This window comes from Lentzea sp. NEAU-D7 (genome assembly GCF_026242055.1).
GTDB lineage: Bacteria > Actinomycetota > Actinomycetes > Mycobacteriales > Pseudonocardiaceae > Lentzea.
The window spans coordinates 53,070-79,922 of sequence record NZ_JAPJDL010000015.1; the positions used below are offsets into that span (position 1 = coordinate 53,070).

The 26,853-nt window shown below is 69.5% G+C and carries 30 protein-coding genes; 19 read left to right on the plus strand and 11 right to left on the minus strand.

The annotated features are described in order from the left end of the window. Positions 1–6: 6 nt before the first annotated feature. Complete coding sequence (locus ORI60_RS27495; RefSeq protein WP_266040896.1) at positions 7–804, minus strand: PaaX family transcriptional regulator C-terminal domain-containing protein; 798 nt, start codon at positions 802–804, stop codon at positions 7–9. A 276-nt stretch (positions 805–1,080) separates the two neighbouring features. Between ORI60_RS27495 and ORI60_RS27500 the strand changes: the two genes are divergently transcribed. The 3 genes from ORI60_RS27500 to ORI60_RS27510 all read left to right on the plus strand — a co-directional run bounded on the left by ORI60_RS27500 (position 1,081) and on the right by ORI60_RS27510 (position 4,497). After that, a complete protein-coding gene (locus ORI60_RS27500) occupies positions 1,081–1,248 on the plus strand; it encodes a DUF3117 domain-containing protein (RefSeq protein WP_084402065.1) in 168 nt (55 codons plus the stop codon). 118 nt (positions 1,249–1,366) lie between these two features. After that, positions 1,367–2,818, plus strand: coding sequence for a leucyl aminopeptidase family protein (locus ORI60_RS27505; protein WP_266040897.1), 1,452 nt, complete (start codon positions 1,367–1,369; stop codon positions 2,816–2,818). Between the two features lie 164 nt (positions 2,819–2,982). After that, positions 2,983–4,497: a membrane dipeptidase gene (locus tag ORI60_RS27510; protein ID WP_266040898.1), complete on the plus strand. Its 1,515-nt coding sequence runs from the start codon at positions 2,983–2,985 to the stop codon at positions 4,495–4,497. On the opposite strand, the gene ORI60_RS27515 is transcribed toward ORI60_RS27510, so the two are convergent. Next, the gene (locus ORI60_RS27515) at positions 4,479–5,372 is read right to left on the minus strand and encodes a LysR family transcriptional regulator (RefSeq protein ID WP_266040899.1); all 894 of its coding nucleotides are present in this window, start codon (positions 5,370–5,372) and stop codon (positions 4,479–4,481) included. The two genes, ORI60_RS27510 and ORI60_RS27515, sit on opposite strands and share 19 nt — an antisense overlap. Before the next feature lie 52 nt (positions 5,373–5,424). Between ORI60_RS27515 and ORI60_RS27520 the strand changes: the two genes are divergently transcribed. Continuing rightward, positions 5,425–6,654: an MFS transporter gene (locus ORI60_RS27520; protein ID WP_266040900.1), complete on the plus strand. Its 1,230-nt coding sequence runs from the start codon at positions 5,425–5,427 to the stop codon at positions 6,652–6,654. 16 nt (positions 6,655–6,670) lie between these two features. On the opposite strand, the gene ORI60_RS27525 is transcribed toward ORI60_RS27520, so the two are convergent. Further along, on the minus strand, positions 6,671–7,978 hold the full coding sequence (locus ORI60_RS27525) for a hypothetical protein (RefSeq protein WP_266040901.1): 1,308 nt from the start codon (positions 7,976–7,978) through the stop codon (positions 6,671–6,673). 182 nt (positions 7,979–8,160) lie between these two features. Continuing rightward, a complete protein-coding gene (gene glgA, locus ORI60_RS27530) occupies positions 8,161–9,312 on the minus strand; it encodes a glycogen synthase (RefSeq protein WP_266040902.1) in 1,152 nt (383 codons plus the stop codon). Positions 9,313–9,400: 88 nt separating this feature from the next. Here glgA and glgC point away from each other — a divergent pair, with 88 nt between their 5' ends. Next, positions 9,401–10,615, plus strand: coding sequence for a glucose-1-phosphate adenylyltransferase (gene glgC, locus ORI60_RS27535; protein ID WP_266040903.1), 1,215 nt, complete (start codon positions 9,401–9,403; stop codon positions 10,613–10,615). Positions 10,616–10,986: 371 nt separating this feature from the next. On the opposite strand, the gene ORI60_RS27540 is transcribed toward glgC, so the two are convergent. Beyond that, on the minus strand, positions 10,987–11,619 hold the full coding sequence (locus ORI60_RS27540; protein WP_266040904.1) for an O-methyltransferase: 633 nt from the start codon (positions 11,617–11,619) through the stop codon (positions 10,987–10,989). Positions 11,620–11,838: 219 nt separating this feature from the next. On the opposite strand from ORI60_RS27540, the gene sigE reads away from it, so the two are divergent. The 4 genes from sigE to tatB all read left to right on the plus strand — a co-directional run bounded on the left by sigE (position 11,839) and on the right by tatB (position 14,931). Next, positions 11,839–12,420, plus strand: coding sequence for an RNA polymerase sigma factor SigE (sigE, locus tag ORI60_RS27545; RefSeq protein WP_082374044.1), 582 nt, complete (start codon positions 11,839–11,841; stop codon positions 12,418–12,420). Between the two features lie 38 nt (positions 12,421–12,458). Further along, positions 12,459–12,950, plus strand: coding sequence for a zf-HC2 domain-containing protein (locus tag ORI60_RS27550; protein ID WP_323055952.1), 492 nt, complete (start codon positions 12,459–12,461; stop codon positions 12,948–12,950). Positions 12,951–13,015: 65 nt separating this feature from the next. After that, complete coding sequence (locus tag ORI60_RS27555; RefSeq protein WP_266040906.1) at positions 13,016–14,536, plus strand: S1C family serine protease; 1,521 nt, start codon at positions 13,016–13,018, stop codon at positions 14,534–14,536. A 17-nt stretch (positions 14,537–14,553) separates the two neighbouring features. Further along, a complete protein-coding gene (gene tatB / locus ORI60_RS27560; protein WP_266040907.1) occupies positions 14,554–14,931 on the plus strand; it encodes a Sec-independent protein translocase protein TatB in 378 nt (125 codons plus the stop codon). Positions 14,932–15,011: 80 nt separating this feature from the next. On the opposite strand, the gene ORI60_RS27565 is transcribed toward tatB, so the two are convergent. Beyond that, positions 15,012–16,157, minus strand: coding sequence for an Mrp/NBP35 family ATP-binding protein (locus ORI60_RS27565; RefSeq protein ID WP_266040908.1), 1,146 nt, complete (start codon positions 16,155–16,157; stop codon positions 15,012–15,014). Between the two features lie 103 nt (positions 16,158–16,260). Between ORI60_RS27565 and ORI60_RS27570 the strand changes: the two genes are divergently transcribed. Together ORI60_RS27570 and ORI60_RS27575 are read left to right on the plus strand one after the other, a co-directional pair. Continuing rightward, positions 16,261–16,728 (plus strand): MarR family winged helix-turn-helix transcriptional regulator, encoded by a 468-nt coding sequence (locus tag ORI60_RS27570; protein WP_035913526.1) that lies wholly within the window; start codon positions 16,261–16,263, stop codon positions 16,726–16,728. 4 nt (positions 16,729–16,732) lie between these two features. Continuing rightward, positions 16,733–17,131: an NUDIX hydrolase gene (locus ORI60_RS27575; protein WP_266040909.1), complete on the plus strand. Its 399-nt coding sequence runs from the start codon at positions 16,733–16,735 to the stop codon at positions 17,129–17,131. A 58-nt stretch (positions 17,132–17,189) separates the two neighbouring features. Here ORI60_RS27575 and ORI60_RS27580 read toward each other — a convergent pair whose 3' ends face one another. From ORI60_RS27580 to ORI60_RS27595, 4 genes are read right to left on the minus strand one after another with little or no spacing between them, the layout of a single operon-like run. Further along, the gene (locus ORI60_RS27580) at positions 17,190–17,675 is read right to left on the minus strand and encodes a DUF1003 domain-containing protein (RefSeq protein ID WP_266040910.1); all 486 of its coding nucleotides are present in this window, start codon (positions 17,673–17,675) and stop codon (positions 17,190–17,192) included. Then, positions 17,668–18,921 carry a magnesium transporter MgtE N-terminal domain-containing protein gene (locus tag ORI60_RS27585; protein ID WP_266040911.1) on the minus strand — a complete coding sequence of 418 codons (1,254 nt, stop codon included), beginning with the start codon at positions 18,919–18,921 and terminating at the stop codon, positions 17,668–17,670. The genes ORI60_RS27580 and ORI60_RS27585 overlap by 8 nt, the downstream gene beginning before the upstream one ends. Before the next feature lie 14 nt (positions 18,922–18,935). Beyond that, entirely contained in the window at positions 18,936–19,769 is an 834-nt protein-coding gene (locus ORI60_RS27590) for an aminoglycoside phosphotransferase family protein (protein WP_266040912.1), read from the minus strand. Next, complete coding sequence (locus ORI60_RS27595; RefSeq protein ID WP_266040913.1) at positions 19,766–20,104, minus strand: hypothetical protein; 339 nt, start codon at positions 20,102–20,104, stop codon at positions 19,766–19,768. The genes ORI60_RS27590 and ORI60_RS27595 overlap by 4 nt, the downstream gene beginning before the upstream one ends. 159 nt (positions 20,105–20,263) lie before the next feature. Here ORI60_RS27595 and ORI60_RS27600 point away from each other — a divergent pair, with 159 nt between their 5' ends. Both ORI60_RS27600 and ORI60_RS27605 read left to right on the plus strand, forming a co-directional pair. Next, positions 20,264–21,223: an HpcH/HpaI aldolase/citrate lyase family protein gene (locus ORI60_RS27600; RefSeq protein ID WP_266040914.1), complete on the plus strand. Its 960-nt coding sequence runs from the start codon at positions 20,264–20,266 to the stop codon at positions 21,221–21,223. A 146-nt stretch (positions 21,224–21,369) separates the two neighbouring features. Next, positions 21,370–21,546: a hypothetical protein gene (locus ORI60_RS27605; RefSeq protein WP_266040915.1), complete on the plus strand. Its 177-nt coding sequence runs from the start codon at positions 21,370–21,372 to the stop codon at positions 21,544–21,546. An 11-nt stretch (positions 21,547–21,557) separates the two neighbouring features. Here the strand turns inward: ORI60_RS27605 and ORI60_RS27610 are convergent, their stop codons facing one another. Next, positions 21,558–21,935, minus strand: coding sequence for a DUF4190 domain-containing protein (locus ORI60_RS27610; RefSeq protein WP_266040916.1), 378 nt, complete (start codon positions 21,933–21,935; stop codon positions 21,558–21,560). Positions 21,936–22,137: 202 nt separating this feature from the next. On the opposite strand from ORI60_RS27610, the gene ORI60_RS27615 reads away from it, so the two are divergent. The 6 genes from ORI60_RS27615 (at position 22,138) to ORI60_RS27640 (ending at position 26,708) form a co-directional block, all read left to right on the plus strand. Continuing rightward, a complete protein-coding gene (locus tag ORI60_RS27615; RefSeq protein ID WP_266040917.1) occupies positions 22,138–23,334 on the plus strand; it encodes an acyl-CoA dehydrogenase family protein in 1,197 nt (398 codons plus the stop codon). Between the two features lie 90 nt (positions 23,335–23,424). After that, the gene (locus ORI60_RS27620; RefSeq protein ID WP_266040918.1) at positions 23,425–24,246 is read left to right on the plus strand and encodes a hypothetical protein; all 822 of its coding nucleotides are present in this window, start codon (positions 23,425–23,427) and stop codon (positions 24,244–24,246) included. Positions 24,247–24,255: 9 nt separating this feature from the next. Further along, the gene (locus tag ORI60_RS27625) at positions 24,256–24,924 is read left to right on the plus strand and encodes a hypothetical protein (RefSeq protein ID WP_266040919.1); all 669 of its coding nucleotides are present in this window, start codon (positions 24,256–24,258) and stop codon (positions 24,922–24,924) included. A gap of 37 nt (positions 24,925–24,961) precedes the next feature. Then, positions 24,962–25,561 (plus strand): hypothetical protein, encoded by a 600-nt coding sequence (locus ORI60_RS27630; protein ID WP_266040920.1) that lies wholly within the window; start codon positions 24,962–24,964, stop codon positions 25,559–25,561. 23 nt (positions 25,562–25,584) lie between these two features. Next, entirely contained in the window at positions 25,585–26,094 is a 510-nt protein-coding gene (locus ORI60_RS27635) for a hypothetical protein (protein WP_266040921.1), read from the plus strand. Positions 26,095–26,147: 53 nt separating this feature from the next. Beyond that, a complete protein-coding gene (locus ORI60_RS27640) occupies positions 26,148–26,708 on the plus strand; it encodes a general stress protein (protein ID WP_266040922.1) in 561 nt (186 codons plus the stop codon). Positions 26,709–26,853: the final 145 nt, after the last annotated feature.

Below are 26,853 nucleotides of genomic sequence, written 5' to 3' on the forward strand. Positions count from 1 at the left end.
CCTCCATCAAGCAGTGGAAACGTTGCGCACCGGCCGCAGGCATTCGTCGACGAAACGACTCGTGCCCGGTGCCAGCCGCAGTGTCTGTTCGTCGAAGAACGACGCTGCCGCGTGCCCCGGCCAGTCCGGTGGCAACAGTTCAGCAGGAAGACCGGGATCGCGGAACAGGAACTTCCGCCACGCGTGCAGCAGCTGCTGCGAGGCTGCGAACGCCGCCGCGTCGTCCGTTTCGTCCACAACGGACACCTTCTCGTGCCAGTGCGCGACGAACGCGGCGTAGTCGCGGCCCAGTTCGGCCAGGTCCCAGGCCTTCGCCGCGAGCTCGGCGTCGCCACCGTCGTGTGAACCGTGAAAAGTTCGTGCCGCGACCCCCTCGGCGGCCAGCACGTCGGCCAGCTCCGGTGACGGCCGGGGCGCGATCCACGTCACAGGGCCGAGCGCGCCGTAGCCGAGCAGCTGCAGCTCCGAGGCCAGGTGGTCGCGCGAGTCGCGGCCGGGCATCTCCTCCAGCACCACGACGTGCCAGCGACCGTCCCACGTGGACGGCCCGGTGCGGTAGATGCGGGCGGCGGCCTCGTCGAGCCTTCGTTCCCCGCGAGGTGTCATGGCATATCCGGGCCCGTCAGGCAGCCGCGACGGCTGCAACCAGCCCTGCCGGACGGTGCGGGACACGGCCGTCCGGACGGCCGGCGCGGCGAAACCGAGGGGCTCGAGCAGCCGGACGAGCGCGGCGATGGTGGCGGCGCCACCGCGTTCGCGGAGGTGGCCGCCGTAGACGTCGAAGAGCGCGGAACGGGCTCGCACCCTGCCCAGTCTGTCACGACACGACCAGGCCCGTGTCGTGTCGGTCCGGCCGCTAGGGCGCCGATCAAGGGCCTGGACCGGCCCGAGACGACCTGGTGTGCCGAAAGTGTTGCCTTGTCGTGAAAACAGGTGTTGATCAGGCACAAGTCAAGATCGACAAATATCACCCGGACTCGCCAAAAGATCGGTTCGGTTTCGCCCCTGAGTCGCGATAGGGGAGAATGGAGCAGATCCGGCCTGGCCGGACGGGGAAGATGTTGACGGAGGGAGCACGCGATGGCGGCCATGAAGCCCCGGACCGGCGACGGTCCCCTCGAGGTCACCAAGGAGGGACGCGGCATCGTCATGCGCGTGCCGCTCGAGGGTGGTGGGCGCCTTGTCGTCGAGATGTCGGCGGACGAGGCCAGCGCCTTGGGCGACGCGCTGAGGGCCGCCGCCGGCTGAGGCACCCGGCGAGGAAGCAGTGTTGAGCCCCGGTTTCCACAGTGGAGACCGGGGCATCGCTTCGTTCCCGCCCCAGGTGAGCCCTGCTCCGACCCTGGGCGAGAATGAACGGTCGTTAATGCAACAGGGAGGTCCAACCGTGGCGTCGACGGTGCCGGCAGTGCCAACCAAGCTCGTGGACGTCGAGGTGGCCACCACCTCGCGCCGCACCGTGCCGGTGGTCGTGCTCGTGGCCACGGGACCTGAGCTGGGGCCGGGCGGCGACGGCATCGACGTCTCCGACCTGACCGGCAAGGCCGGCGAGACGGTGCGGCACGACGAGGCGTGGACGCTCGGCGTCGGCACCGGCACGCTCGCGGACTACCGCACGGCAGGTGCCAGCCTCGTGCGCGCGCTGAGCGGCGAGGACGCGCCCAGGACCGCCGACGTCCTGCTGACCCCGGACCTCGACGCCGCCAGGATGCGCGCGTTCGTGCTGGGCGCGGCGCTCGGCGGCTACCGCTTCAAGGTCACCGGTGAGGACGCTCCCAAGCGCGTCGGTTCGCTGCGGCTCGTGACCGGTGACACCGGGTTCGAGGAGGTGCTGACGTCGGCCGCGCTGAAGGCGCACGCGCTCGCCACCGCGACGTCGCTGGCGCGTGACCTCGCCAACACGCCGTCCAACGTCAAGGACCCGCGCTGGCTCAGCACGACCGCCGCCAGGCTGGCGGACAAGGTCGACGGGCTCAGCGCCACCGTGCGCGACGAGAAGTGGCTGGCGCAGCAGGGCTTCGGCGGTGTGCTGGCGGTCGGCGGCGGATCTGCCCGCCCGCCGCGGTTGCTGGAGCTGACCTACGGCACCACCGGCCCGCACCTGGTGTTCGTCGGCAAGGGCATCACGTTCGACACGGGCGGCATCTCGGTGAAGCCCGCGGACGGCATGCACCTCATGCGCACCGACATGGCGGGCGGTGGTGCGGTGATCGCCGCGCTGCTGGCCGTGGCGCGCAGGCAGCTGCCGGTCAGGGTCACCGGGCTCGTGCCGTGCGCGGAGAACCACGTGGGCGGCGCGGCGTACCGGCCGGGCGACGTCGTGCGCCACTACGGCGGCGCGACCACCGAGGTGCAGAACACCGACGCCGAGGGCCGCATGGTCCTGGCCGACGCGCTGGCGTACGCGGTGAAGAACCTGAAGCCCGACCTCCTCGTGGACGTGGCGACGCTGACCGGTGCGATGAAGATCTCGCTCGGCCTGCGCACGGGCGGGGTGTTCAGCTCGTCCGACGAGCTCGCGGCCGAGGTCGTCGAGGCCGGTGCCGGCGTCGGCGAGAAGTGGTGGCGGATGCCGCTGCTGGAGGAGCACGTGAGCGCGGTCGCCAGCGAGATCGCGGACTACAAGCAGTGCCCGCCCGGCCCCGGCGGCATCACGGCGGCGCTGTTCCTGCAGAAGTTCACGGGCGACGTGCCGTGGGCGCACCTCGACATCGCGGGCCCGGCGCGGTCGGAGAAGGTCTACGACGAGGTCGTCGCGGGAGCCACCGGCTTCGGCGCGCGGACACTGGTAGAGCTGGCTGAAAAATATTCGCGTTAGTCCCTACGATCTGCCGATACGAGACGGCGACGTTCCACGGCATGATGTGAGCTCCTTCACACCGTCGTAGAGGAGCTGTCGTGTTACTTCGCCTGGCTCTAGCCGTCTGTTTGGTCTTGGCGGCCCTGTCGCCTGCCACCGCGAGCACGCCCTGGTGGGAGCCGGTGGCGAGGCCCGCGCAGGACTCGCAGATCAACGTGACCGGCGAGCCGTTCAAGGGCACGGACAGCCTTGGCAGGGTGCGCGGGTTCGCCGACGCGCACAACCACCTGATGACCAACGAGGGCTTCGGCGGCAAGCTGATCTGCGGCAAGCCGTTCTCGGAGCAGGGCATCGCGGACGCGCTGAAGGACTGCGCCGAGCACCACCCGGCGGGTCTGGGCGCGATCTTCGAGGCGATCGTGACGGGCGACCTCGACGGCCACGACCCGGTGGGCTGGCCGACGTTCAAGGACTGGCCCTCCTACACGACGGTCTCGCACCAGCAGAACTACTACGCCTGGCTGGAACGGGCGTGGCGCGGCGGCCAGCGCGTGCTGGTCCAGGACCTGACGAGCAACGCCACGCTGTGCGTCATCCACCCGTTCAAGGACAAGCCCTGCGACGAGATGCAGTCGGTCCGGCTGCAGGCCCAGCGCACCTACGAGCTCCAGGCGTTCATCGACAGGCAGTTCGGCGGCGCGGGCAAGGGCTGGTTCCGCATCGTCACGTCGGCCGAGCAGGCCCGCGACGTGATCGTCCAGGGCAAGCTCGCGGTGATCCTCGGCGTCGAGACCTCCGAGCTCTTCGGGTGCCGGACGTTCCTCGACATCCCGTTGTGCAACAGGGGCGACATCGACCGGGGCCTCGACGAGATGTACGCGCTCGGCGTGCGCAGCGCGTTCCTGTGTCACAAGTTCGACAACGCGCTGTGCGGCGTCCGGTTCGACTCGGGCACGCAGGGCGGCGTGATCAACGCGGGCCAGTTCCTGCGCACCGGCCAGTGGTGGCAGACCGAGCAGTGCAAGGGCCCGCAGCAGGACAACCCGATCGGCACGGTCGGCCCGAACGCGCTGATCCCGGCGTCGGCCGTCGCGCCCGCGTACGACCCGGCGAAGCGGTGCAACGTGCGCGGCCTGACGGCGCTCGGCGAGTACGCGGTGCAGGGCATGATGCGCCGGCACATGATGATCGAGATCGACCACATGAGCGTGAAGGCCGCGGGCCGGACGCTGGACCTCGCCGCCCAGGCGCGCTACCCCGGCATCATCTCCAGCCACAGCTGGATGGACGCGCAGTGGACCGAGAAGGTCTACCAGCTCGGCGGGTTCATCGCGGGCTACGAGAACAGCCCCGAGGGGTACGTCGCGCAGGCGGCCGCCGCGGAGCCGTTGCGGCGCAAGTACGACGTGGGCATCGGGTTCGGTTCCGACTACAACGGCGTCGGGTCGCACCCGGCACCGCAGACCGGCGTGACCTACCCGTTCCGCAGCTACCCGGAGGGGCCGCTGGTCGACCGGCAGCGCACCGGCGAGCGCGTCTGGGACATCAACGTCGACGGCGGCGCGCACATCGGTCTCCTGCCGGACTGGGTCGAGAAGGTCCGTCAGCTCGGCGGCGACCAGCTGGTGCAGGACATGCTCGGCGGTGCCGAGTCTTACCTGCGGACGTGGTCGGGCACTCAGCGCTGGACGCCGTGAGTCCTGAGCGCGTGCTCGCGGAAGGCGCGGACGGCGGGCGGCAGCGGGTGGTCCCTCAGCCACGTCAGGCCGAAGATCCGGCCGGTCCTCGGGGTCAGCGGTAGCTCGCGCAGCCCGGGAGGGGGAGCGAACTCGGCGTGGGTGAGCAGTGCCACGCCGAGGCCCGCCGCCACCAGCCCGCGCACCGTCTCGATCTCCTGGCACTCGAAGACGTACCGGGGCGTGAACCCGGCGGCCGCGCACATGTCGTCGGTGATCTGGCGCAGGCCGTAGCCGTGCTCCAGCGTGATCAGGTCCTCGTCCGCCAGGTCATCGACCCGCACGGACCTCCTGGACTCCAGCCGGTGCCCCGCCGGCACCACGACGATCAGGGGTTGCTCGAACACGACCACCGACTCGAACTCGGGGCCGACCGGCGGCGGGGCGACCAGCGCGAGGTCGATCTCGCCCCGGACGAGCTTGTCGACCAGGGTCTGACGGGCGTTCTGCACCAGGCCGAACCGCACGTGCGGGTGCTCGGCGCGATAGCCGCGGACCAGCTCCGGCACGATCGCGCGGCCGAGCATGTGCAGGAAGCCCAGCACGACACGGCCCTTCTCGGGGTCGAGCTCCTCCTCCACCTCGCGCAGACCCGGTTCCAGCGCGGCCAGCGACCGGGTCGCCGCCTCGGCCAGCAACCGGCCGGGACGGGTCAGCCGGACCCGGCGGCCGGTCTTCACGAGCAGCGGCGTGCCGAGCTGGTCACCGAGCTCGGCGATCCAGCGGCTGACGGTCGGCTGGGGGAGCCCGACCCGTTCTGCGACGCGAGTCACGTGCTCGTCAGCGGCAAGCGCTTTCAGCACCGCCAGCTTCGGTGCCAGCTCCAATTCGTCCATGAATTGATTCTCGGACATTTCTGTATTGGACGTATGGCTTAGCGTCGATCGTGTGAACAGGTTGACCGCGGCCATCGCCGCTTCGGGGTTCGCGTGCTTCGCGCTGCTCTACACCCCGCAGCCGGTCATGCCGCAGATCGCCGCCGAGTACGGGCTGGGGCCGGGCAGCGCGTCGCTCGCCCTCTCCGCGGCGACGCTCGCGCTGGCCGTGGTGGTCGTGCCCATCGCGATGCTGTCGGAACGGGTCGGGCGTCGCCCGGTGATCGTGGTCAGCGTGCTGGTGGCGGCGTTGCTCGGGCTGGTGCTGCCGTTCGCGCCGAACTACGAGGTGTTCCTGGGCCTGCGGGTGTTGCAGGGCGTCGCGGCGGCCGGGGTGCCCGCGGCGTCCATGGCCTACCTCGCGGACGCGCTGGACAAGAAGAAGCTCGGCGCCGCGATGGGCGCGATGATCGCCGGGAACAGCCTGGGCGGCATGTCGGGACGGCTCGTCACCGGCATGACCTCCGACTGGCTGGGGTGGCGCGGGTCCGTGCTGCTCGCCGGAGTGTTCGGCCTGGGCGCGGCCCTGATCGTGGTGTTCTTCCTGCCCAGGGCCCAGACGATGCCGAAGCGCGCGCCGCGGGGCATGAAGGCGGCGTTGAAGGACCCGGTGCTGCTGTCGATGTACGCGATCGCCGTGCTGCTCGTGGGCGCGTTCATCTCGTTCTACAACGTCGCGGGCTTCCAGCTCACCGGCCCGGCGTGGCTCGAGACACTGGTCTTCCTCTTCTACGGGTTCGGCAGCACCGCGGCGGCGTTCGCGGGCAGGCTGGCCGACCGGTTCGGCCGCGGCAAGGTGCTGCTGCTGTGCATCGGCGTGCTGGCACTCGGTGCCCTGGCGAGCCTGGTGTGGGTCCCGCTCGGCCTGGCGATCGTCACCGCCGGGTTCTTCGCGTCGCACACCACGGCGAGCGGCTGGGTCGCCGCGCGCGCTCCCGAACACGCCCGCGGCCAGGCGTCCGGGCTGTACCTGGCCGGGTTCTACGTGGGCAGCAGCGTCGGCGGGACGTCCGGCGCCACGGCGTACGAGGAGTGGGGCTGGAGCGGTCTCGTCCTGGTGCTCCTGGGCTGGCTGGCGCTAGCCGCCATGCTGGTGGTGTGTTCGCAATCCTCACCAGTCGCTTCCGCGCCCAGTGGGGCATCTCGCGGCACCGCCCCCACGCCCCCATATGCCCGATATGAGGGCGTGGGGGCGGCACCGCGAGCTACCCGCCTGGACACGAAATCGACCGGCGAGGGTTAGCGAACACACCACCAGCTCAGAATTCGAGGGCGAGGGTGGCGCGCGAGTCGACCGGCGCGATGGTCGTCTTGCCGAGACGCGGCAGGTCCAGCTGCCCGTCAACCATGCCGACCGAGACCGAGCGGGTGTCCGCCGGGACCTCGACGACGATCGCGAACGGCAGCGGTCCGCCGTCGTAGCGCGCGCCGACCTGCCGGGCGGCCGAGCCGTCCGGCAGCGTGACGGTGATCAGGTCCTTGGTCCACAGGCCGCCCGCGGTGTCGGGCAGGTCGCCGGCCGCCTCGACCCGCACCTCCAGCAACGCCTTGTCGGGCGCGGAGATCGTGACCACGTCGTACTGGCTCTCGCCGAGCTTGACCGGGCGCTGGCGGCCCAGCCGCACGCCGGTGATCTTCATGCCGAGCTCGCGGCCGCCGAAGCGGATCTTCTGCGTCCGCTCGGTGAACTGGGGCGGGGCGGCGGCGCGCTGCAGCACCTGCGGCGCGTTGTCGGAACGCTTGCCGGACGGGACCTCCGCGCGCTGCTCCAGCGACTTGGCGCCGAGCGTGCCGAGCACGAGGTGCTCGGCACCCTGCTGCGGGTCCGGCACGGTGTAGACGACGAAGACCGAGCCGTTGGCGGGCAGGCGGTCGGCCGGCAGGACCTGGCGCTTGCCGGGGACCTCCAGCGCGAGCTCGGACGGCTGCGGGGCGAACCCCTGCCAGTTGGTGCGGTGGAAACCGCTGTCCGTCTCGTTGAGCTTGTCGACCTTCATCCTGACCACGCGCAGCCGTGACCCGGCCTCGGCGCGCAGCGTGCCCTCCGACGTGAACCAGATGTCCGGGTTCGCCCAGCCGGTCACGGCGGTGCCGAGCAGGTCGTCGCGCAGCTTGATGTCGGCGTCGCCCAGGCCGAGCTCGTGGTTCGAGCGCTTGCCGTCGTCGGGCAGCACGGCCAGGAAGTCGCGTCCGGCCGTCAGGTCCTGCTGCTTCGACGGGTCGAACTCCTTGCCGTCGGTGCGCACGAGCGTCCCGCCCGGCGTGCTGCGGTTGCCCTTCTCGGGCACCTGCGGCGACTGCACCTCGTAACGGACCTCGTCATCCGTCTTGGTGACTTCCTTGAGCGGCACGGGCACCCAGTCGGTGGTGGCGCCGGTGCCGGGCACCTGGACCGGTCCGCACCACAGGCGCTTGTCCACCTCGGACTCCAGGCCCGTCTTCGCGAACCAGCAGCTGACCGCGGCGGCACCGGCCCGTGCCACGTAGCCGTACTCCAGCGTGTAGGCGAGCTGCGCCTCGGCGTTGGCCTGCAGCTCAGAGGCGTCGGCGAGCTTTTTGCCGTCCATCGTGAGCTGCACCGCCGCCGGTTGCGCGGGCGGAGCTGTGGCACATCCAGTCACTGCCAGGAGGACCGTCAGACCCAGCACCGCACAACGCACAGTCCTCGCCCCTCACCAGTTGAAACCGAAACGTCACTACTGGTTAAAGGCGGCGCTCACTCGTCAGGGTTGCCCCGGTCGAGTGTGGCTCAGATCACACTGCGGTAGACCTCGACGGTTTGCTCGGCCATCGCGGACCACGAGAACTCCTGCTCAGCCCGTGTGCGGCCGGCGGCGCCGAAGCGCTTCGCGCGTTCGGGGTCTGTGATCAGTTCGTTGATCGATTCCGCCAGCTGGTGTCGATATGTCGACAAATCGTGCTCGTCGTAGTGGACGAGGAGGCCCGTCTCGCCGTGCACGACGACCTCGGGGATGCCGCCGACATCGCTCGCGACGACGGCCGTGCCGCACGCCATCGCCTCCAGGTTCACGATGCCCAGCGGTTCGTAGACCGACGGGCACACGAACACAGCCGCGTGGCTCAGGATCTGGCGCACCTCGGCGGGCTGCAACATCTTCTGGATCCAGAACACGCCCGGCCGCGCCCGCGAGAGCTCGCTGACCGCCTGCTTGATCTCCTCGGCGATTTCCGGTGTGTCCGGTGCGCCCGCGCACAGCACGATCTGCGCTTCCGGGTCGATCTGGTGCGCGGCGGCCACGAGGTGGCTCAAACCTTTTTGCCGCGTGATCCTTCCCACGAAGGCCACGATCGGCTTCGCGGGATCGATTCCACGGGACGTCAGGGCGTCGGTTTCGGCGACCGGGTGGTAGGCGTTGCTGTCGATTCCGTTGCGGACGACGTGCACCCTCGCCGGGTCGAGAGCGGGGTACGCGTCGAGCACGTCGGCCCTCATTCCCTCGCTCACGGCGATGACCGCGTCGGCGTGTTCGTACGCCGTCCGCTCGGCCCACGAGGAGATCCGGTACCCGCCGCCGAGCTGCTCGGCCTTCCACGGCCGGCGCGGTTCCAGCGAGTGCGCCGTCACCACGTGCGGGATGCCGTGCAGGAGTTTGCCCAGGTGGCCGCCCATGTTGGCGTACCACGTGTGCGAGTGGACCAGCGTGGCCGTGGAGATCGCCGAGGCCATCTCCAGGTCGACCGCGAGGGTCGAGAGAGCCGCGTTCGCCTGCTCCAGGCTGTGCGGGGCGTTGTGGGCCGTGGCGTCCGATCGGGGTGCACCGAAGCAGTGCACGTCGACCTCCACGAGCTCGCGGAGATGGGGCACGAGGAATCCCACGTGCACGCCAGCCCCGCCGTACACCTCTGGCGGATACTCCCGGGTCAACAGCGCTACTCGCACACACCCACCGTAGATCACGGCGGTACCGGTTGGGACAAACCGCTTTGCGTCTGGTTCGGGAACGATCGCACGGATAGGGTCACATACCGTGAAGGGGCAGCCGCACGTTCTCGGAATTGTGCTTGCCGGTGGTGAAGGCAAGCGCCTGTGGCCACTGACGGCCGACCGCGCGAAACCGGCTGTGCCCTTCGGGGGCAACTACCGGCTGGTCGACTTCGTGCTGTCGAACCTGGTCAACGCCGGGCTCGCGAAGCTCTGCGTGCTGACGCAGTACAAGTCGCACTCGTTGGACCGCCACATCTCGACGACGTGGCGCCTGTCCAATGTGCTCGGTCAGTACGTGACGCCGGTCCCGGCCCAGCAACGCCTGGGCCCCCGCTGGTACACGGGCTCGGCCGACGCGATCTTCCAGTCGCTGAACCTCGTCCACGACGAGAAGCCCGACCACGTGGTCATCTTCGGAGCCGACCACGTGTACCGGATGGACCCAGGCCAGATGATCTCGCAGCACGTCGAGTCGGGCGCGGCCGTGACCGTCGCCGGCATTCGCGTGCCGCGCAACGAGGCCAAGGCCTTCGGCTGCATCGACAGCGACGCCTCGGGCAAGATCACCCGGTTCCTGGAGAAGCCGTCCGAGCCGCCGCACGTGCCGGACGATCCCGAAGTGACCTTCGCTTCGATGGGCAACTACGTCTTCACGACCGAGGCGTTGCTCGACGCCCTGCGCGGGGACGCGTTGAACCCCGACTCGGACCACGACATGGGTGGCGACATCATCCCCATGCTGGTGGACCGGGGGAAGGCGCACGTCTACGACTTCCAGGACAACGAGGTGCCCGGAGCCACCGACCGGGACCGCGGCTACTGGCGCGACGTCGGGACGATCGACGCCTACTACGACGCGCACATGGACCTGGTTTCGGTCCATCCGATCTTCAACCTCTACAACCAGTTGTGGCCCATCCGCACCGCCACTCCGCCCATGCCTCCGGCCAAGTTCATCGCCGGCGGGTCCGCTGAGGACTCGATGGTGGGGCCCGGGTCGATCATCTCCGGGAAGATCCACGGGTCGGTGATCTCCTCCGACGTGACCGTCGAGGTCGGGTCGGTGGTGCAGGGGTCTGTGCTTTTGCCCGGGGTTCGGATCGGCAAGGGTGCTGTGGTTCGGCGGGCTATTTTGGACAAGAACGTTGTGGTGCCTGATGGGGCTTTGATCGGGGTTGACGCGCCTATGGATCGGGAGCGGTACACGGTTTCCGCTTCTGGGGTCACCGTGCTCGGGAAGGGTGTTCGGGCTTACTAGCTCGGGGCGCTGGCTTGGCGGGTGGTCACCTTGCGGGCGGCGACCTCGCCTTGCGTGCTTTCCCTGGGGGCGCTGCCCCCAGACCCCCGGCAATCTGATCAGGGGGCCCGCGCCGTGCGTGGGTTGATGGCACGCCTGTTGTGTTGGGCGGCTGCCTGTTGCTTTGCGGGTTGCGTTGGCGGTGGGGTCCCATCACAACCCGCACCAAGAGCGGGCCACATGAGAGAAGGGGTGTCAAGCGGACGAAAAGCGTGTCCGCTTGACACCCCTTCTCTCATGCAGCAAGTGCTATGGCGCGACTCGTGATGGGACCCCACCGCCCAGCCCGTATGGAAGGACGGCTCGCCTTCGGCTTCGCTTGGGTGGGGCTGCTACGGCCTGCGGGCCGCTACCAGAAGGCCGTCGCCCAGCGGGAGGATCACCGGCACCAGGCGGTCGTCCTCCTTGACGAGGCGTGCGATGTCCCGCATCGCCTGGGTCGAGTCGTCTCGCTGGCTCTGGTCCACCACGGCGCCGTGCCAGAGGACGTTGTCGAACGCGATCACGCCGCCTGGGCGCAGCATGCGCACGCCGTGTGCCAGGTACTGCGGGTACTCGGGCTTGTAGGCGTCCACGAAGACGAGGTCGTACGCCGCGTCGGTCAGGCGGGGGAGGACGTCCAGTGCCTTGCCCATGATCAGGCGGGTTCGGGACGGGGAGATGCCTGCTGCCGCGTAGGCCTCGCGGGCTGCCCGTTGGTGTTCCGAGGACACGTCTATCGAGGTCAGGATGCCTGATTGGGGCATGCCCGCCAGGAGGTAGAGGCCGCTGGTGCCCGCTCCGGTGCCGATCTCGACCACCGCGCGGGCCTGGAGTGCGGTCGCGAGGAACCGCAGGGCGGCGCCTCCGCCCGCGCCGATGGGCACGCAGCCCAGTTCCTGGCCGCGTGCTCTCGCCGCCAGGTGCACGTCGTCCTCGGGGAGGTACTGCTCGACGTACTCCCGCAGGGCCGATTCCGTGGTCACGGTCTAGCAGGTTAGTGCCAACTGTGCCCAAAACGGGTGAACGTGGCCCGAACCGAAATTCTCAGGGTGCTCTCAGCCCACTCTCACGATCGTTTAAAGGGAGCAGGAGAAGGTACAGAGGCAAGAAGCCAGGCTCTAGTCGGGAACAAGCCGGACCCGTCGCCCGTTGAGCCGCATAAGGGTCGCCGGGCGGCCCACATGGAGGTGCCGAAACACCTGATGCGCACGCAGTCGAGTTCTCCGGAGGCCGTCGCGCCCATCGAGACGGCCGACTGGACGCCGCCCTCGTGGGACGCGATCGTCCGTGAGCACGCGGATAGGGTCTACCGGCTCGCGTACCGCCTGACCGGCAACCAGCACGACGCCGAGGACCTGACGCAGGAGACGTTCATCCGCGTCTTCCGCTCGCTCGCGTCGTACAAGCCGGGCACCTTCGAGGGGTGGCTGCACCGCATCACCACCAACCTCTTCCTCGACATGGCTCGTCGGCGCAGCCGCGTGCGCATGGAGGCGCTGCCCGAGGACAACGACCGCCTCGAGGGTGACGACCTGTCCCCTGAGGAAATCTACGACGAGAACCACCTCGACCCCGACCTGCAGGCCGCGCTGGACGAGCTCCCGCCGGAGTTCCGCGCCGCGGTCGTGCTCTGTGACGTGGAAGGTCTCTCCTACGAGGAGATCGGCGCCACGCTCGGGGTGAAGATGGGTACCGTGAGGAGCAGGATCCATCGGGGCCGCCAGGCCCTGAAGGTCGCGCTCGAACGTCGTCGCCAAGAATCGTTGCTGGAGGACTCTGCATGACCGACCTCCGAGGTTGGGGCCTGCCTGAGCAGCATCTCTTGCCGGATGCCGTGGTCGCGTTCGTGGACGGGGAACTGTCCTCGACCGCGCACGAGCGCGCGTCCGCGCATGTTCAGCGCTGTGGCTTCTGCGCATTCGAGACCTTCACCCAGCAGCAGGCGCGCGCAGCCGTGCGCACCGCTTCGGCGCCCACGGCGTCGGCGTCGCTGCTGGACAGGCTCGGTGCGATCCCTCAGGAGGTCGAGCTGCCGTCCGCTCCCGACGGGCTCGCGATCACCGAGGACGGTCAGTTCGTCGCGGTGCAGCGCACGGACAAGCCCGCGTTCGGTGCCGGGCCCGTGCTGGGTTCGTCCAGACCACTCGGCAGCAACGGCTGGTTCAGCGGCCGTCGTGCCCGCCAGGGTGCCGGAGTCGTCGTCAGCGGCATGTTGCTGGGCGCGCTCGCGTTCACGACGCCGGAGAGCGAAGCGCCCGCCCCCGCGGTGCCTGCCCCGCAGAACGCCGGCGCGGTCTTCGCGACCACCCCCTGACAGTCATTTCACCGTTCGTCAGGCACGCTGTAGTTCAGCACTCCTAGCGGAAAATTCGGGGAGAGATGAGCCAGCAGTCGCCCAACGGCCAGACGTCCACACCCGTTTCCGGAGTGGACGACGGAGCGCATCGCAGGCTCCGGCCACGGCCCCTGGTGCAGCCGCCGGTAGACCCCGCGTACGCCACCGCCTTCGGCCGCCCGGACGGTGTCGCCGGGGCGTTCGCCTCGCGCGACGTGCCCGTGTCCCAGCTCCAGTCCGCGCCGCCGCCTCCCGAGTCCCTCGTGACGGCGTTCGGCCGCCAGGGCTCGCAGGAGCTGTTGCAGCGGCCGCCGCAGCCCACGTCCGACCCGGATCCGGAGATCGATCCGGTGTTCTGGGGCGACAAGCCCGCAGGCGACCCGTGGCGCGACCCCGCCTCCGGTGCCGTGATCGGCCCGCCCGCCGTCGGTGAGGAACCGCCGGGCGAACCCGAGCGCAAGCCGGAACCAGGTCCCCAGCTGAGCGTTCCCGAGCTCCTCTTCGGCCGTCGGGTGAAGCCGACGGCCCTCGCGCTGCTGCTGACGGTCGCGCTCGTGCTCGGTGCCGTCGGTGGCCTCGTCGGCTGGCTGATCGGGCGGGCGGGCAACCCCCTGACCGACTCGACCGTCACGCTGGCCGAGGTGGCGGAGGGCAAGGAACGCCCGGCGGGCTCGATCTCGGACATCGCCAAGCGCGTCACGCCCAGCGTCGTCTCGATCGAGTTCAAGGGCGCGAACGTCGCGGGCGTCGGCTCCGGTGTCGTCGTCGACGCCGGCGGCTACATCCTGACCAACGACCACGTCGTCGCCCCGGCCGCGCAGGACTCCTCGGCCAAGCTCAGCGCCGTCTTCACCGACGGCACCCGCGCCCAGGCCCGCGTGGTCGGCCGCGACCCGAAGACCGACCTCGCCGTGATCAAGGTCGAGGTCACCAACCCCACCGTCCTGCAGTTCGGCAACTCCGACGAGCTCCAGGTGGGCGACAGCGTCATCGCCATCGGCTCGCCGCTGCAGCTGTCCAACACCGTCACCGAGGGCATCGTCTCCGCGCTGCACCGCCCGGTCACGGCGGCGGGCGAGAACGGCGGCCCCCAGGTCACCTACGACGCGATCCAGACCGACGCCGCCATCAACCCGGGCAACTCGGGCGGCGCGCTGGTCGACTCGCGCGGCGCCCTGATCGGCATCAACTCGTCGATCCGCACCGAGACCGGCGGCTCCGTCGGCCTCGGCTTCGCGATCTCCGGCAACCAGGCCCGCAAGATCAGCCAGGAGCTGATCCGCACCGGCCAGGTCAAGCACGCGGACATGAACATCAACGTGAAGTCCGTGTCCGCCGAGACCTCCGAAGGCGCCCAGGTGCAGAACGTCCCCGCGGGCGGTGCCGCGGCGGCCGCCGGCATCCAGGAGGGCGACGTCATCACCAAGGTGGGCAACCGCATGGTCCGCAACGCCGCCGAACTGGTCGTCGCGGTCCGCGAGCACGCGATCGGCGAAACCGTGCAGGTCGTGCTGGCACGACAGGGCCGTGAGCTCAAACTAGACGTGACACTCAAGAGCGACTGACAAGTAGGCTGGGGCCCGTGTTCGACAGCATCGGATGGGTGGAGATCCTCATCATCGTCATCGCGGGTCTCTTCATCCTGGGCCCCGAACGCCTGCCCTCGGCCGCGGCCTGGCTGGGCAAGACGGTGAGGCAGGTCCGCGAGTACGCGACCGGCGCGCGAGAACAGCTGAAGCAGGAGATGGGCCCGGAGTTCGAGTCGCTCCGCAAGCCCCTCGAAGACCTGCGCGAACTGCGCAACTTCGACCCGAAGCGCGCGGTCACGAAGCACCTGTTCGACGACCCCGAACCCACCACGAAGTCGAACGGCTACCCGACGCCGCCGACCCCGACCGCGCCCGAGCAGCGCCCGCTCGCACCCGGCGAGCGCCCGCCGTACGACCCGGACGCCACCTGACCCCGTCCTGAACCGGAACGCGGGGCCCTTTCCGCCGGTGCGACCGGAGGAAAGGGCCCCGCGTTCTTCGTGAAGCCGGGTCAGCGGCCGGCGGGCGAGACGTTCAGCAGGCGGCCGGCCAGGCCGCGGGAGCGGACGGAGAGCTTCGTCGCCACCTCGGTGAGGACCTTGGCGGCCGCCGAGTCCGGCACCGCCTGCACGATCGGCGTCCCGGAGTCGCCGTTCTCCCGCAGGCGCGGGTCGAGCGGCACCTGCCCGAGCAGCGGCACGTCGGACCCGATTGCCTTCGACAGCGACTCGGCGACGGCCGCACCGCCACCGCTCCCGAAGACCTCCATGCGCGAACCGTCCGGCATCTCGAGCCACGACATGTTCTCGATGACGCCGGCCACCCGCTGGCGGGTCTGCAGGGCGATCGACCCGGCGCGCTCCGCCACCTCGGCGGCGGCCTGCTGCGGCGTCGTCACCACGAGGATCTCGGCGTTCGGCACGAGCTGCGCCACCGAGATGGCCACGTCACCGGTGCCGGGCGGCAGGTCGAGCAGCAGCACGTCCAGGTCGCCCCAGAACACGTCCGCCAGGAACTGCTGCAACGCGCGGTGCAGCATCGGCCCGCGCCACACGACCGGGGTGTTGCCCGGCGTGAACATGCCGATCGAGATGACCTTCACGCCGTGCGACTGCGGCGGCATGATCATCTTCTCGACCTGGGTGGGACGGCCGTCGGCACCGAGCATGCGCGGGATCGAGTGGCCGTAGATGTCCGCGTCGACGATGCCGACCGACAAACCGCGCGCGGCCATCGCCACGGCGAGGTTCACGGTCACCGACGACTTGCCGACGCCGCCCTTGCCGGACGCGACGCAGTACACGCGCGTCAGCGAGCCCGGCTGGGCGAACGGGATGACCGGCTCTTCGGCACCGCCGCGCAGCGTCTTGCGGAGCTCGGTGCGCTGGGCGTCGCTCATCACGTCGAGGTCGACACGCACGGACGAGACACCGTCCAGCGCCGTCACGGCCGCGGTGACGTCCTTGGTGATCTTGTCGCGCATCGGGCAGCCCGCGACCGTGAGGAAGATGCCGACCACGACGACGCCGTCCGCGCCGACCTCGACGTCCTTGACCATGCCGATCTCGGTGATCGGGCGGCGGATCTCGGGGTCCTGCACACCGGCGAGCGCCTTGCGGACGTCCTCGGTGGTGGGGAGGGGCTGTGTGGTGGTCACCGATCCATGCTACGTCCGGTTCGTGCCGGTCCTACCGGCCGGTCACTTTCCAGTACAGGGCCAGGTCGTAGTGGAGGGGGCGCTGTCCGTAACATCGACGCCCGTGCCGGAATCGGGTAGTTCCCGGTTGCCCACCCGTGTCGAGCTCGGGGTGTGGCGATCGTTCCTCCGCGCGCATGCACGGATCACGAGGGTCCTCGAGGCCGAACTGATTGCTGAGCAGCGCCTATCGCTCGCGGCGTACGACGTGCTGGTTCAACTGGCCGAGACGCCTTCCATGCGCATGCGCATGACCGAACTGGCCGATGCCGTCCTGCTGTCCCGGTCTGGCGTGACCCGGCTGGTGGACCGTTTGGAACGTGCCGGCCTCGTCGGGCGGGAGCGCGCCGACGGTGACGGACGCGGCATCGTGGCCGTGCTCACACCGCTGGGCGCCGAACGCCTCCGCAGTGCCTCCACAACCCACCTCGCCGGCGTCGCCGAGCACTTCGGGGAGAGCTTCGGCCCCGGTGAGCTCGAGGCGTTCGGCCGCACGTGCGACCGCCTCGCCGCGGACGACGTGTTCCCGTGACCGCATGATCACGGTGGTGGGACTCGTGCACGTCGAGGCTGGCCGCCTCCTCGTTGTGCGCTCACGCAACAAGAAGGCCTTCTACCTTCCCGGCGGCAAGATCGAGCCCGGCGAGTCCCTCGAAGAGGCCCTGCTGCGGGAGGTCTCCGAAGAGCTCGGCGTCGAAGCCGGACGTCCCCGGATCCTCAAGCGCTACGTCTCCCCGGCCTACGGCGAGGGTGAGGGCGCGATGGTCGACATGACCTGCTTCACGGCCGACCTGACAGGCACACTGCGACCGGCGGGCGAGATCGCCGAACTCACCTACGTGACCCGTGCGGAGTACCGCGAGCACGCCGAGACGGCTCCCGCGATCCACGAGGTCCTCGACGACCTGGTCGCGAGCCGCCAGGTCAGGCCGTGAGCCGGCGCGCTTCCGCCAGCACCTGATCGTCCAGGCCCGCCGCGGAACTCCTCGACCGTCAGGGACGGACCTTCTTGAGGTTGTTCTGCTCCTTCACCAGCTTCTCCAGCTCACCGCGGATGAAGTCCCGTGTCGCCACCTCGCCCAGGGCCAGCCGCACCGCCGCCAGCTCACGCGCCAGGTACTCGGTGTCCGCCTTCGTCTGAGCGGCCCGCGTCCGGTCCTCCTCCAGCGACACCCGGTCCCGGTCGTCCTGCCGGTTCTGCGCGAGCAGGATCAGCGGCGCGGCGTAGGCGGCCTGCGTCGAGAACGCCAGGTTCAGCAGGATGAACGGGTACGGGTCCCACCGCAGGGACACGGCGACGAGGTTCACCGTGATCCACGCGATCACGATGAGCGTCTGCCAGAACAGGAACTTGCCGGTGCCGAGGAAGCGCGCGAGCCGTTCGGAGAGCTGGCCGAACGTGTCCGGATCGATCGAGAACCGGAAGCCCCGCGGCCCTCGCGGCTGGTCGAGTCTGCGCCGAGGCAGCAGTTCAGGCATGGCTCAGTCCCGTCTCGCGCCAGTTGTCCGGCAGCAGGTGGTCCAGCACGTCGTCCACGGTGACGGCGCCGAGCAGGTGCTCGGTCTCGTCCAGCACCGGGGCGCACACCAGGTTGTAGGTCGCGAAGTAGCGCGTCACGTCGCTCAGCGAGGCGTTCGGCGACAGGTAGGTCAGGTCCGTGTCCAGCACGCCGGCGACGAGGTCGAACGGCGGTTCGCGCAGCAGCCGCTGGATGTGCACGCAGCCGAGGTAGCGGCCGGTCGGCGTCGCGGAGGGGGAGCGGCAGACGAAGACCATCGACGCCAGCGCGGGCGTGAGGTCGGGATTTCGCACCCGTGCCAACGCTTCCGCGATCGTGGCGTCCGGCGTGAGGATGATCGGCTCGGGTGTCATCAGGCCGCCGGCCGTGTCGAACGAGTACTCCAGCAGTCGCCGGACCGGCTCGGACTCCTCGGGTTCCATCAGTTCCAGCAGGCGGTCCTTGGTGCCCTCGGCCAGTTCGCTCAGCAGGTCGGCCGCGTCGTCCGGGTTCATCGCCTCCAGGATGTCCGCGGCGCGTTCCTCGTCCAGGTGCGACAGGATGCCCTTCTGGTCCTCTTCGGACAGTTCCTCGATGACGTCCGCGAGCCGTTCGTCGTCGAGGGCGTCCGCGACCTCGTGGCGGCGCTTCGGTGGCAGTTCGTGCAGCGCGTGCGCCACGTCGGCGGCGCGCATGCCCTCGAACACGGCGACGAGCTGCTGCGCGCCCTGCGGCTGGCCCGCGATCTCGTTCACGCTCAGGCCGGTGACTTCCTCCCACCGCCACACCTGCACGGGGCCCTTGAGGCTGAACCGGCCGGTGCGCTCCCGCCCGGCGACGCGGACCATGCGCCAGTCGCGGGTGCGGGTCAGCTCCATCGCGGCGTCCACGACGACCACCGTGGCGCCCTCCTCGACCGTGACCTTGGCGTCGAGCAGCTCGCCGATCACCAGCACCTCGTTGACGCGCTGGTGGAACGGCCGCAGGTTCACCGACCCGGTCGCGAGCGTCACGGCGTTCGGCTCGATCGAGGTGACGCGCAGCATCGGCACGAAGATCCGCCGGCGCGTCACCAGCTCGACGACCATGCCGAGCACGCGCGGCGGTTGCCGGTCGATGCGGAGACTGATCACGACGTCGCGAGCCTTGCCGACGGGTTCACCGTCGGGGCCGAAGACGGGAAGTCCGGCCAGCTGAGCGATGAAAACCCGGTTCACAGCCACCACATCACCAGGCTAGATCAGGCGCGGGCCGCCCACCCGGCGATGTGGGCGCAGATCACGGCGATGTCGTCGATGTCCTCCTCCAGACACCAGATCCAGTTGGCGACGGCCCGGTGCAGCGTCCAGTCGCGCGCCTTCGCGACGTCCAGCTCACCCGCGTCGCACAGCGCCAGGAACCGGTCGGTGAGCCCCCGGTGGCCGTCCATCTCGTCGAACCTGTTCCACAGCAAAGGGATCACGCAGTACTCGGGGTCGCCGGACAGCGGCTTCGGGTCGATCACGAGCCACGGTTCGCGGTCGCCGCGCAGCACGTTCTGGTAGTGCAGGTCCTCGTTGACCAGCGTCGTGCCCATCGGCCTGGTGCCGGCCTCGCGGGCGGCGTCGAGCAGTTTCGCGGGGATCGCGGGATGGCTCCGCAGGGTGTCCTCGAACCTTCGGATCTCGCCGGGAGCCCGGATCCCGCGGTGGCGGCGCAGCAGCTCGCCGATCACCCCGACCGCCAGGTCGATCGGCTCGTCGTCGAGCGAGTGCTGGTCGAGGCGTTCCAGCAGCAACGCGCCGAGCTCCTCGTCGTGGCCGAGCAGCCGGACGGCACCGTCGCCGTCGTAGAGCTTGAGCGCCAGCGGTTCGTGCTCGGTCTCGTCGTCGACCCAGCTCAGCTTGAGCACGGCGGGATGGCCGTCGGCTCTGCGGACCGGCAGCACGACGGCGCAGAACCCGTGCATCAGCGCGCCGTCCGGTGTGAGCTGCCAGCGCGCGCACGCCTTGGTGGCGAGCTTCGGCAGCTTCGCGACCCACTCGCCGGCGCCGTCGCCGAGGCCCTCGCCGAAACCGTCCGGGACGGTGATCACGCGCCGAACTCCAGCCGGTACACCGCTTCCCACTCCGGTTTGGTGTTGAGCCGGGCGGTGCGCAGGGCCTGCGCCGTCTCGTCGTCGGGCTCCGTCAGGTGTGCGACGGCCTGGGCGTCGACGAGGTGCGAGTGCGTGCTGGGGGAGCGCACGGTGACCGTGACCTGCGCGCCGTCGGCCAGGCCGGGCACGTCTTGCTCGGTGCCACCGGCGATGACCCACAGCGCGTCGGCACGCCAGTGCGCGTGCACGAGACGTGGACCGTGGCCGGGTGAGGTGATCCAGACGGCAGCCGCCTTGCGCAGCGCAGCGTCAAGTACTCGAGTGATCTCCACCGGTTCAGCCTGCCAGTGTTGGATGGCCGCTGCTCCGCAGACGGCGGCGAGTTCGACGCGAACTCGCTTTGTGAAACGGGACTCAGCGAATATGCGCCCGGAGATGATGCGTGCCACTGTGGCGCTCATAGTTACCGGCCGGTACAAGGAGGTACTCCAGTGGTCGACCAGCAGCGTCCCCGTCGCTCGTGTCTGGCGGTCCCCGGCTCGAGCCAGAAGATGATCGACAAGGCGCGCACGCTGCCGGCGGACCAGGTGTTCCTGGATCTGGAAGACGCCTGCGCCCCGCTGGCCAAGCCCGATGCCCGCAAGACCATCGTCGCGTCGCTCAACGAGGGCGGCTGGGGCGACAAGGCCCGTGTCGTGCGCGTCAACGACTGGACGACGGAGTGGACCTACCGCGACGTCACCGAGGTCGTCGAGGGCGCCGGCGCGAACCTCGACTGCATCATGCTGCCGAAGGTCCAGACGCCCGAGCAGGTCGTCGCGCTCGACTTCCTGATCACGCAGATCGAGAAGACGATGGGCTACGAGGTCGGCAAGATCGGCATCGAGGCGCAGATCGAGAACGCCCTGGGCCTGAACAACGTCAACGCGATCGCCACCGCGTCCCCGCGCGTCGAGACGATCATCTTCGGCCCGGCGGACTTCATGGCGTCGATCAACATGAAGTCGCTGGTCGTCGGCGAGCAGCCGCCCGGCTACGACGTCGGTGACGCCTACCACTACATCCTGATGCGGATCCTGATGGCCGCGCGGGCCCGCGACAAGCAGGCCATCGACGGCCCCTACCTGCAGATTCGCGACGTCGAGGGCTACAAGCGCGTCGCCGGTCGTTCCGCGGCGCTGGGCTTCGACGGCAAGTGGGTGCTGCACCCCGGCCAGATCGAGGCGGCCAACGAGGTCTTCAGCCCGAAGCAGGACGACTACGACCACGCCGAGAACATCCTCGACGCGTACGAGTTCTACACGTCCGAGGCGGGCGGCAAGCGCGGCGCGGTCATGCTCGGCGACGAGATGATCGACGAGGCGTCGCGCAAGATGGCGTTGGTGATCTCCGGCAAGGGCCGTGCCGCGGGCATGTCCCGCGCGAACGTGTGGACGCCTCCGGAGGACTGATTCCGTTACGGATTGTGCGCTACTTCACCCCGAATGTCACTGGACGTGTTCGACCGTCACGGGTTGCGTTCGAAACTGGTGAAGTGGCGCACAATCCGTCACCGGAGTTTGCGATCTCGCCCCTGGGTGGGGGCATGCTCTGGGGCATGTCACGTTCGAGTAACGGCAAGGCGAGCAGACGGTTGCGGCTCTTCAAACGCCGCGAGGACGACCTGCTCGAGCGCAGCTTCCGCAGCTGCCCCGGATGCGCCGCCGACGTCCACGTGTTCGCCGACGTCTGCCGCCACTGCGGTGGCACCCTGGAGATCGCCCTCGCGGGCTGAGCCGTCCCGGTTCAGCGATAGGTCCCGTTGACCGCGGCGAAGATCGCGAAGACGTAGAACGCGACGAACAACAAGTAGCCGACGATGACGACGTAGCCGATGATGATGCCGGCGAGCGCCAGCCCGTGGCCTTCCTCCTCGCCACGCTTGATCTTCCCCATCGCGATGTGCCCGAAGATGACGCCGACGATCGACGTCACGCCGCAGGTCGCGAAGCCCACAAGCGACAGCACCAGTGCCAGGATCGCGTTCGTCTGCGACTTGGGCGCGGGCGGCGGGTAGCCGTAGCCGTACATGGGCTGCTGGCCGTACTGGCCGGGCTGGCCGTAGGGCGGCTGCTGGCCGTACGGATCGCCTGGCTGCTTCGGGTTGTACGGGTCGTAGGTCATCGCGAGTCCCCCTAGATGTTTGAGCAGGGATCTTAGGGTTCGGCAGGGCGGTTCGTCGCGTGCGGGTGCGCGAATACACCTGTCAGCGGTGCTGTTTCGGTACAGCGGGCGCCCGCGTTGTTGCGGAGAGCACACCCCGGTCGCAAACGGGCGTTAACCGGTCCATACTCGCCGGTAACCAAAGCGTTGGAAGGGAAGTGCGATGGCGCGCCTCGCCCAGACCGCGGGTCTCACGGACATCCAGGAAGAAATCCTCGCGACCGTTCGCACGTTCGTGGACAAGGAGATCATTCCGCACGCCCAGACGCTGGAGCACGGCGACACGTACCCCGCCGACATCGTCGAGGGCATGAAGGAGATGGGCCTCTTCGGCCTGACGATCCCCGAGGAGTACGGCGGCCTGGGCGAGTCCCTGCTGACCTACGCGCTCGTGGTCGAGCAGATCGCGCGCGGCTGGATGAGCGTCTCCGGTGTCATCAACACCCACTTCATCGTGGCGCACATGCTCAAGCAGCACGGGACGCCCGAGCAGAAGCAGAAGTACCTGCCGCGGATGGCCGCGGGCGAGGTGCGCGGGTCGTTCTCGATGTCCGAGCCCGAGCTCGGCTCCGACGTCGCCGCGATCCGCACCCGCGCGGTCAAGGGCGAGTCGGGCTACACCATCAACGGCCAGAAGATGTGGCTGACGAACGGTGGCACGTCGAACCTCACCGCAGTGCTGGTGAAGACCGACGAGGGCGCCGAGAAGCCGCACCAGAACCTCACGACGTTCCTGGTCGAGAAGCCCGAGGGCTACGGCGAGGTCCTGCCGGGCCTCAGCATCCCCGGCAAGATCGACAAGATGGGCTACAAGGGCGTCGACACCACGGAGATGGTGTTCGACGGCTTCGAGATCGCCGCGGACCAGGTGCTGGGCGGCGTCACCGGCCAGGGCTTCCGCCACATGATGGACGGCGTCGAGGTGGGCCGCGTGAACGTGGCCGCCCGCGCGTGCGGCATCGCGATCCGCGCCTTCGAGCTCGCGATCGAGTACTCCCAGCAGCGCAGGACGTTCGGCAAGGCCATCGTCGAGCACCAGGCCATCGCGTTCAAGCTCGCCGAGATGGCGACCAAGGTCGAGGCCGCGCACCTGATGATGGTCAACGCCGCGCGCCTCAAGGACTCGGGCCAGCGCAACGACGTCGAGGCCGGCATGGCGAAGCTCATCGCCTCCGAGTACTGCGCCGAGGTGACGCAGGAGTCGTTCCGCATCCACGGCGGTTACGGCTATTCCAAGGAGTACGAGATCGAGCGCCTGATGCGCGAGGCCCCGTTCCTGCTGATCGGCGAGGGCACGTCGGAGATCCAGAAGACGATCATCTCGCGCGGCCTGCTCCGCGACTACCAGTCGCGCGGCTAGACGCGAGTTGATGTTCGCCCGTTAGGGGCCAATCTTTCACGGGACTGGCCCCTAACGGTTTTCACGTGCGGGCCATAAGGTTCGCTCACTTTGAGCACAGATCTGACACTTCCCGGACCTGTGTCGCCGCCCCACGTCGTCCGTCTCGAGCTGGACACGTTCTCCGGCGTCGACCGTCCCGCGCTGGCCAAGTGGTTCGGCGCCCTGTTCACCGACCTGCTGGCGCCCCTGTGCCCGGCATCGGTCGAGGAGCTCGTGCTGGTGGCGCGCGACTACCACCCCTCCGACACAACGCCCTGGGGCCCGCCGGGTTATGCCCGGCTGCTGCTCTCTTCGGGTGACTTCACCTTCCCCTCGTGGTCGGCAGCCCTGGCCGACCTGCCGTCGTTCCTGCGCGTGCAGCTGGTCCAGCTCGACTCCCAGGGCGTGCCCCTGGTCGACCACGGCTGGTCCGCGGAGATCCTGCTGAAGGACGACCCCGCGTTCCCCCACCAGGTCGTGGTCACAGCCTCGCGGTCGCTGTTCGGCGGCTGGATTTCCCATGCGGTGCAACAGGAATGGCTGTCCGTCCTGCGGTCGGGCGCCTCGTTGGTGCAGGCCAGCGGCGGCTGGATCACGCTGGACCGCGTCGGCGTGCGGACCGCGCACGAGGTCGCCGTCGGCGTCGGCCTGGACGAATCCCTTTTCATGGCCGCGGAAATGGCGCGAGGCCCGCACTGGGCCACGTTGCTGGGACCGCGTCAGGTCGCCGCTTTGGGTGGTGTGCAAGAGGTCTGCGGGACGGCGCCCTGTTTTTCCGTTGAGCACCTCGGCGGCGGTCGCATACTTTTGCAGCTGACGGAGCACCTGGACGAGGTGCCGCCGGACGTGGTGCGCAACCTGGCCGAGTTCCTCGCGCCGGTGCTGCACTGAGGGGGAGCCATGCAGCTCGGACGCTGGCCCGCGCCGCTCGTGGACCCGGTGCGCCGGCTCGCCATGCCCGCCGAAGCGCAACGCGCCTACCTGGAGGCCATCGGCACCGCGCCGTCGGCGGACGAGCTCGCGCTGGAGTTCGACGACGTCCTGCCCCGCCTGATGAGCCTCGACGCCGAGGCCGTCGCGCTGGCCGAACGCATCGACGCCCTGCTCGAGGCCATGAGCGGTCCCGGTCCCGTCTGGCACGTCGACGCCCTGGCCGGCTCACCGCGGTGGGCCTCGCTCCGCGCGCTGGCCGCCGAACTCCTGCGGCTGCTGCCCTCCGACCTCCCGCGCCCGATCGCCCCGTCCGAACGCGCCGTGCTGGAACGGATCCTCGCGCTGGACTTCCCCGGCGCAGCCACCCTGCGCGCCCAGCTCGACCACGTGCGCGTCCTGAAGCCCTGGTACGAGGGCTCGGCCAGCCTCGACCTCAGCACGGGCGGCCCCGCCGCCGAGGTGGCCGACGGAGTGCTGCCGGTCGATGCCCAGGTGCACGAATCAGGAGAACTGACAGGCGAGATCCTGCTGTGGATCACGGACGGCCGGCTGTCCGCAGTCGAGTACGCCTGGGTGACCGACGAGCCGCCGACGAGGCTGCCACCGGCGGACCAGGTGACCGCACGGCTCCGTTGACCAGCGGGATCCGGCATCGTTTGGGACCCTGTGGCTCGTGAGGCCTTCACCGAAGACCGACGTGCTCGTCGCCGTGGACACCGCCCTGCGCCCAGCGGGCTTCGTCCGCCGCGGCCACGTGTGGCTGCAGGAACGCGGTGGCGGAGTCTCCGGCTGGCTCGGCTTCGGCATCGCGGGAGCGCTCGACCTGACCCCGCTGGCCGGTGTCTGCTTCCGCCACTACGACGAGGTCTGCCGCGCCCTGGGCATCGGAATCCCGACCACGCCGGTGGTGTCCGCGCCGCTCGGCCACCTGACGCCGGACAAGCCGGTCTGGAAGTGGACCTTCACCCCCGGCGGCGACCACGCCCCCGTCGCCGCGTCGCTGGTGGCCGCGTTCCTCAAGCACGGCAAGCCGTACATCGACAAGTACGCCAAGTGGGACACCCTGGCCCGCGAGCTCGTCGCGAAGCCGGAGTCGTTGCTCGACTTCGAGCGGGCGCGCAAGCTCGCGATCATCCACGTGCTCGCCGGGAACGCCGGTGCGGCCCGCGAGGCCCTGAAGAAGGAGACCGAGCGGGTGGTGGACCTGCAGGACGCCTACGCGTGTTCGCACCGCGCTTTGGTGCACCGGTTCGAAATCGAGTTTCCAGGCTGACGGTCCGGGGTGACACTGTGCCGGTGGACGACTTGGTGATCGACGCGGCGCGCCGGTCCCTGGCTGGCCTGGTCGGGGAGCGGTGGCGGTGTGTCGGCCGTGCCTGCGATCTCGTCTGGCTGGGGTTCGGGGCCGTCCTCGAACTACCCGATCACCGGGGCGGGACTCGCGAGGTCGCCGAGTTCGCGCTGCACCTGCAGGGCGCGTGGCGGGTGCACCTCGGCGACGAGCGCCTCACCGGGGCCTCCGACATCCGTCTGCCACCACCCGGCTGGACCGGTGACGGCGAGTTCGACTGGGACGTTCAGGGCACCAACAGGTTCGACGTCCGGGCCGCGAAGCTGACCACGCACCTGCGTGGCGCACAGGTCGTCGTGACGTCGGTCGAGGTGGACGGAGACGGTGATCTGACGGTGTTCCTCTCCGACGGCTTCCGGATCGAGGCGCGGTGCGGCGGTTCGGGACGAGAGGGATGGCGGTTCTTCCGGCCCGGCGACATCGACTCCCACGTCGTCATGCCGCCCGAAGAATGAAACCGTCATAACACCCGTAGGCGTATCGGCACGCCGTAGCGGGCACTGGCAGGATGGAACGATCAGCGCGTCCGACAGAGGTGGTCCCCGTGACGAGTCCGTTCGCCAACCCGAACCGGCCCGGCGTCCCTCCCCGCCTGCCCACCCCGCCGACGGGGTGGCCGATCGGTTCGTACGCCACGTACGAGGAAGCGCAGCGCGCGGTCGACTTCCTGGCCGTCGAGGACTTCACCGTGCAGGACGTCATGATCGTCGGTGTGGACCTGATGCTGGTCGAACGCATCACGGGCAAGCTCACGTGGAGCCGGGTGCTCATGACCGGCGCGGCGAGCGGGGCGTGGTTCGGTCTGTTCGTCGGTCTGCTGCTGACCCTCTTCAGCCCCGAGCCCGGCGTCACGGTCGGGCCCGTCCTCACGGGTCTGATCACCGGTGTCTTCTTCGGCCTGGTGTTCGCCGCGGTCGGGTACGGGTCGGCGCGGGGCAAGCGGGACTTCCAGTCCGCGTCCCAGTTGGTCGCGAACCGGTATGACGTCCTCTGCCACCCGAAATCCGCCGAGAAGGGCCGTGACCTGCTCGCGAGGCTCGCGATGCGTCCCGTGAACCCGAGTTCTTAAGACTCACATAAGGCCATTGGTTCTGAATCGTTGCTTCCCTTGGTTGCGGCTCGTGATCACCAGGCCTAGGTTCGGTTGACCGGTCCGCCCGGTGCGGCCGGTGGCACGACGAGGTGCCGGGCGCTGCGGTCTGGCTCCTCCGTGT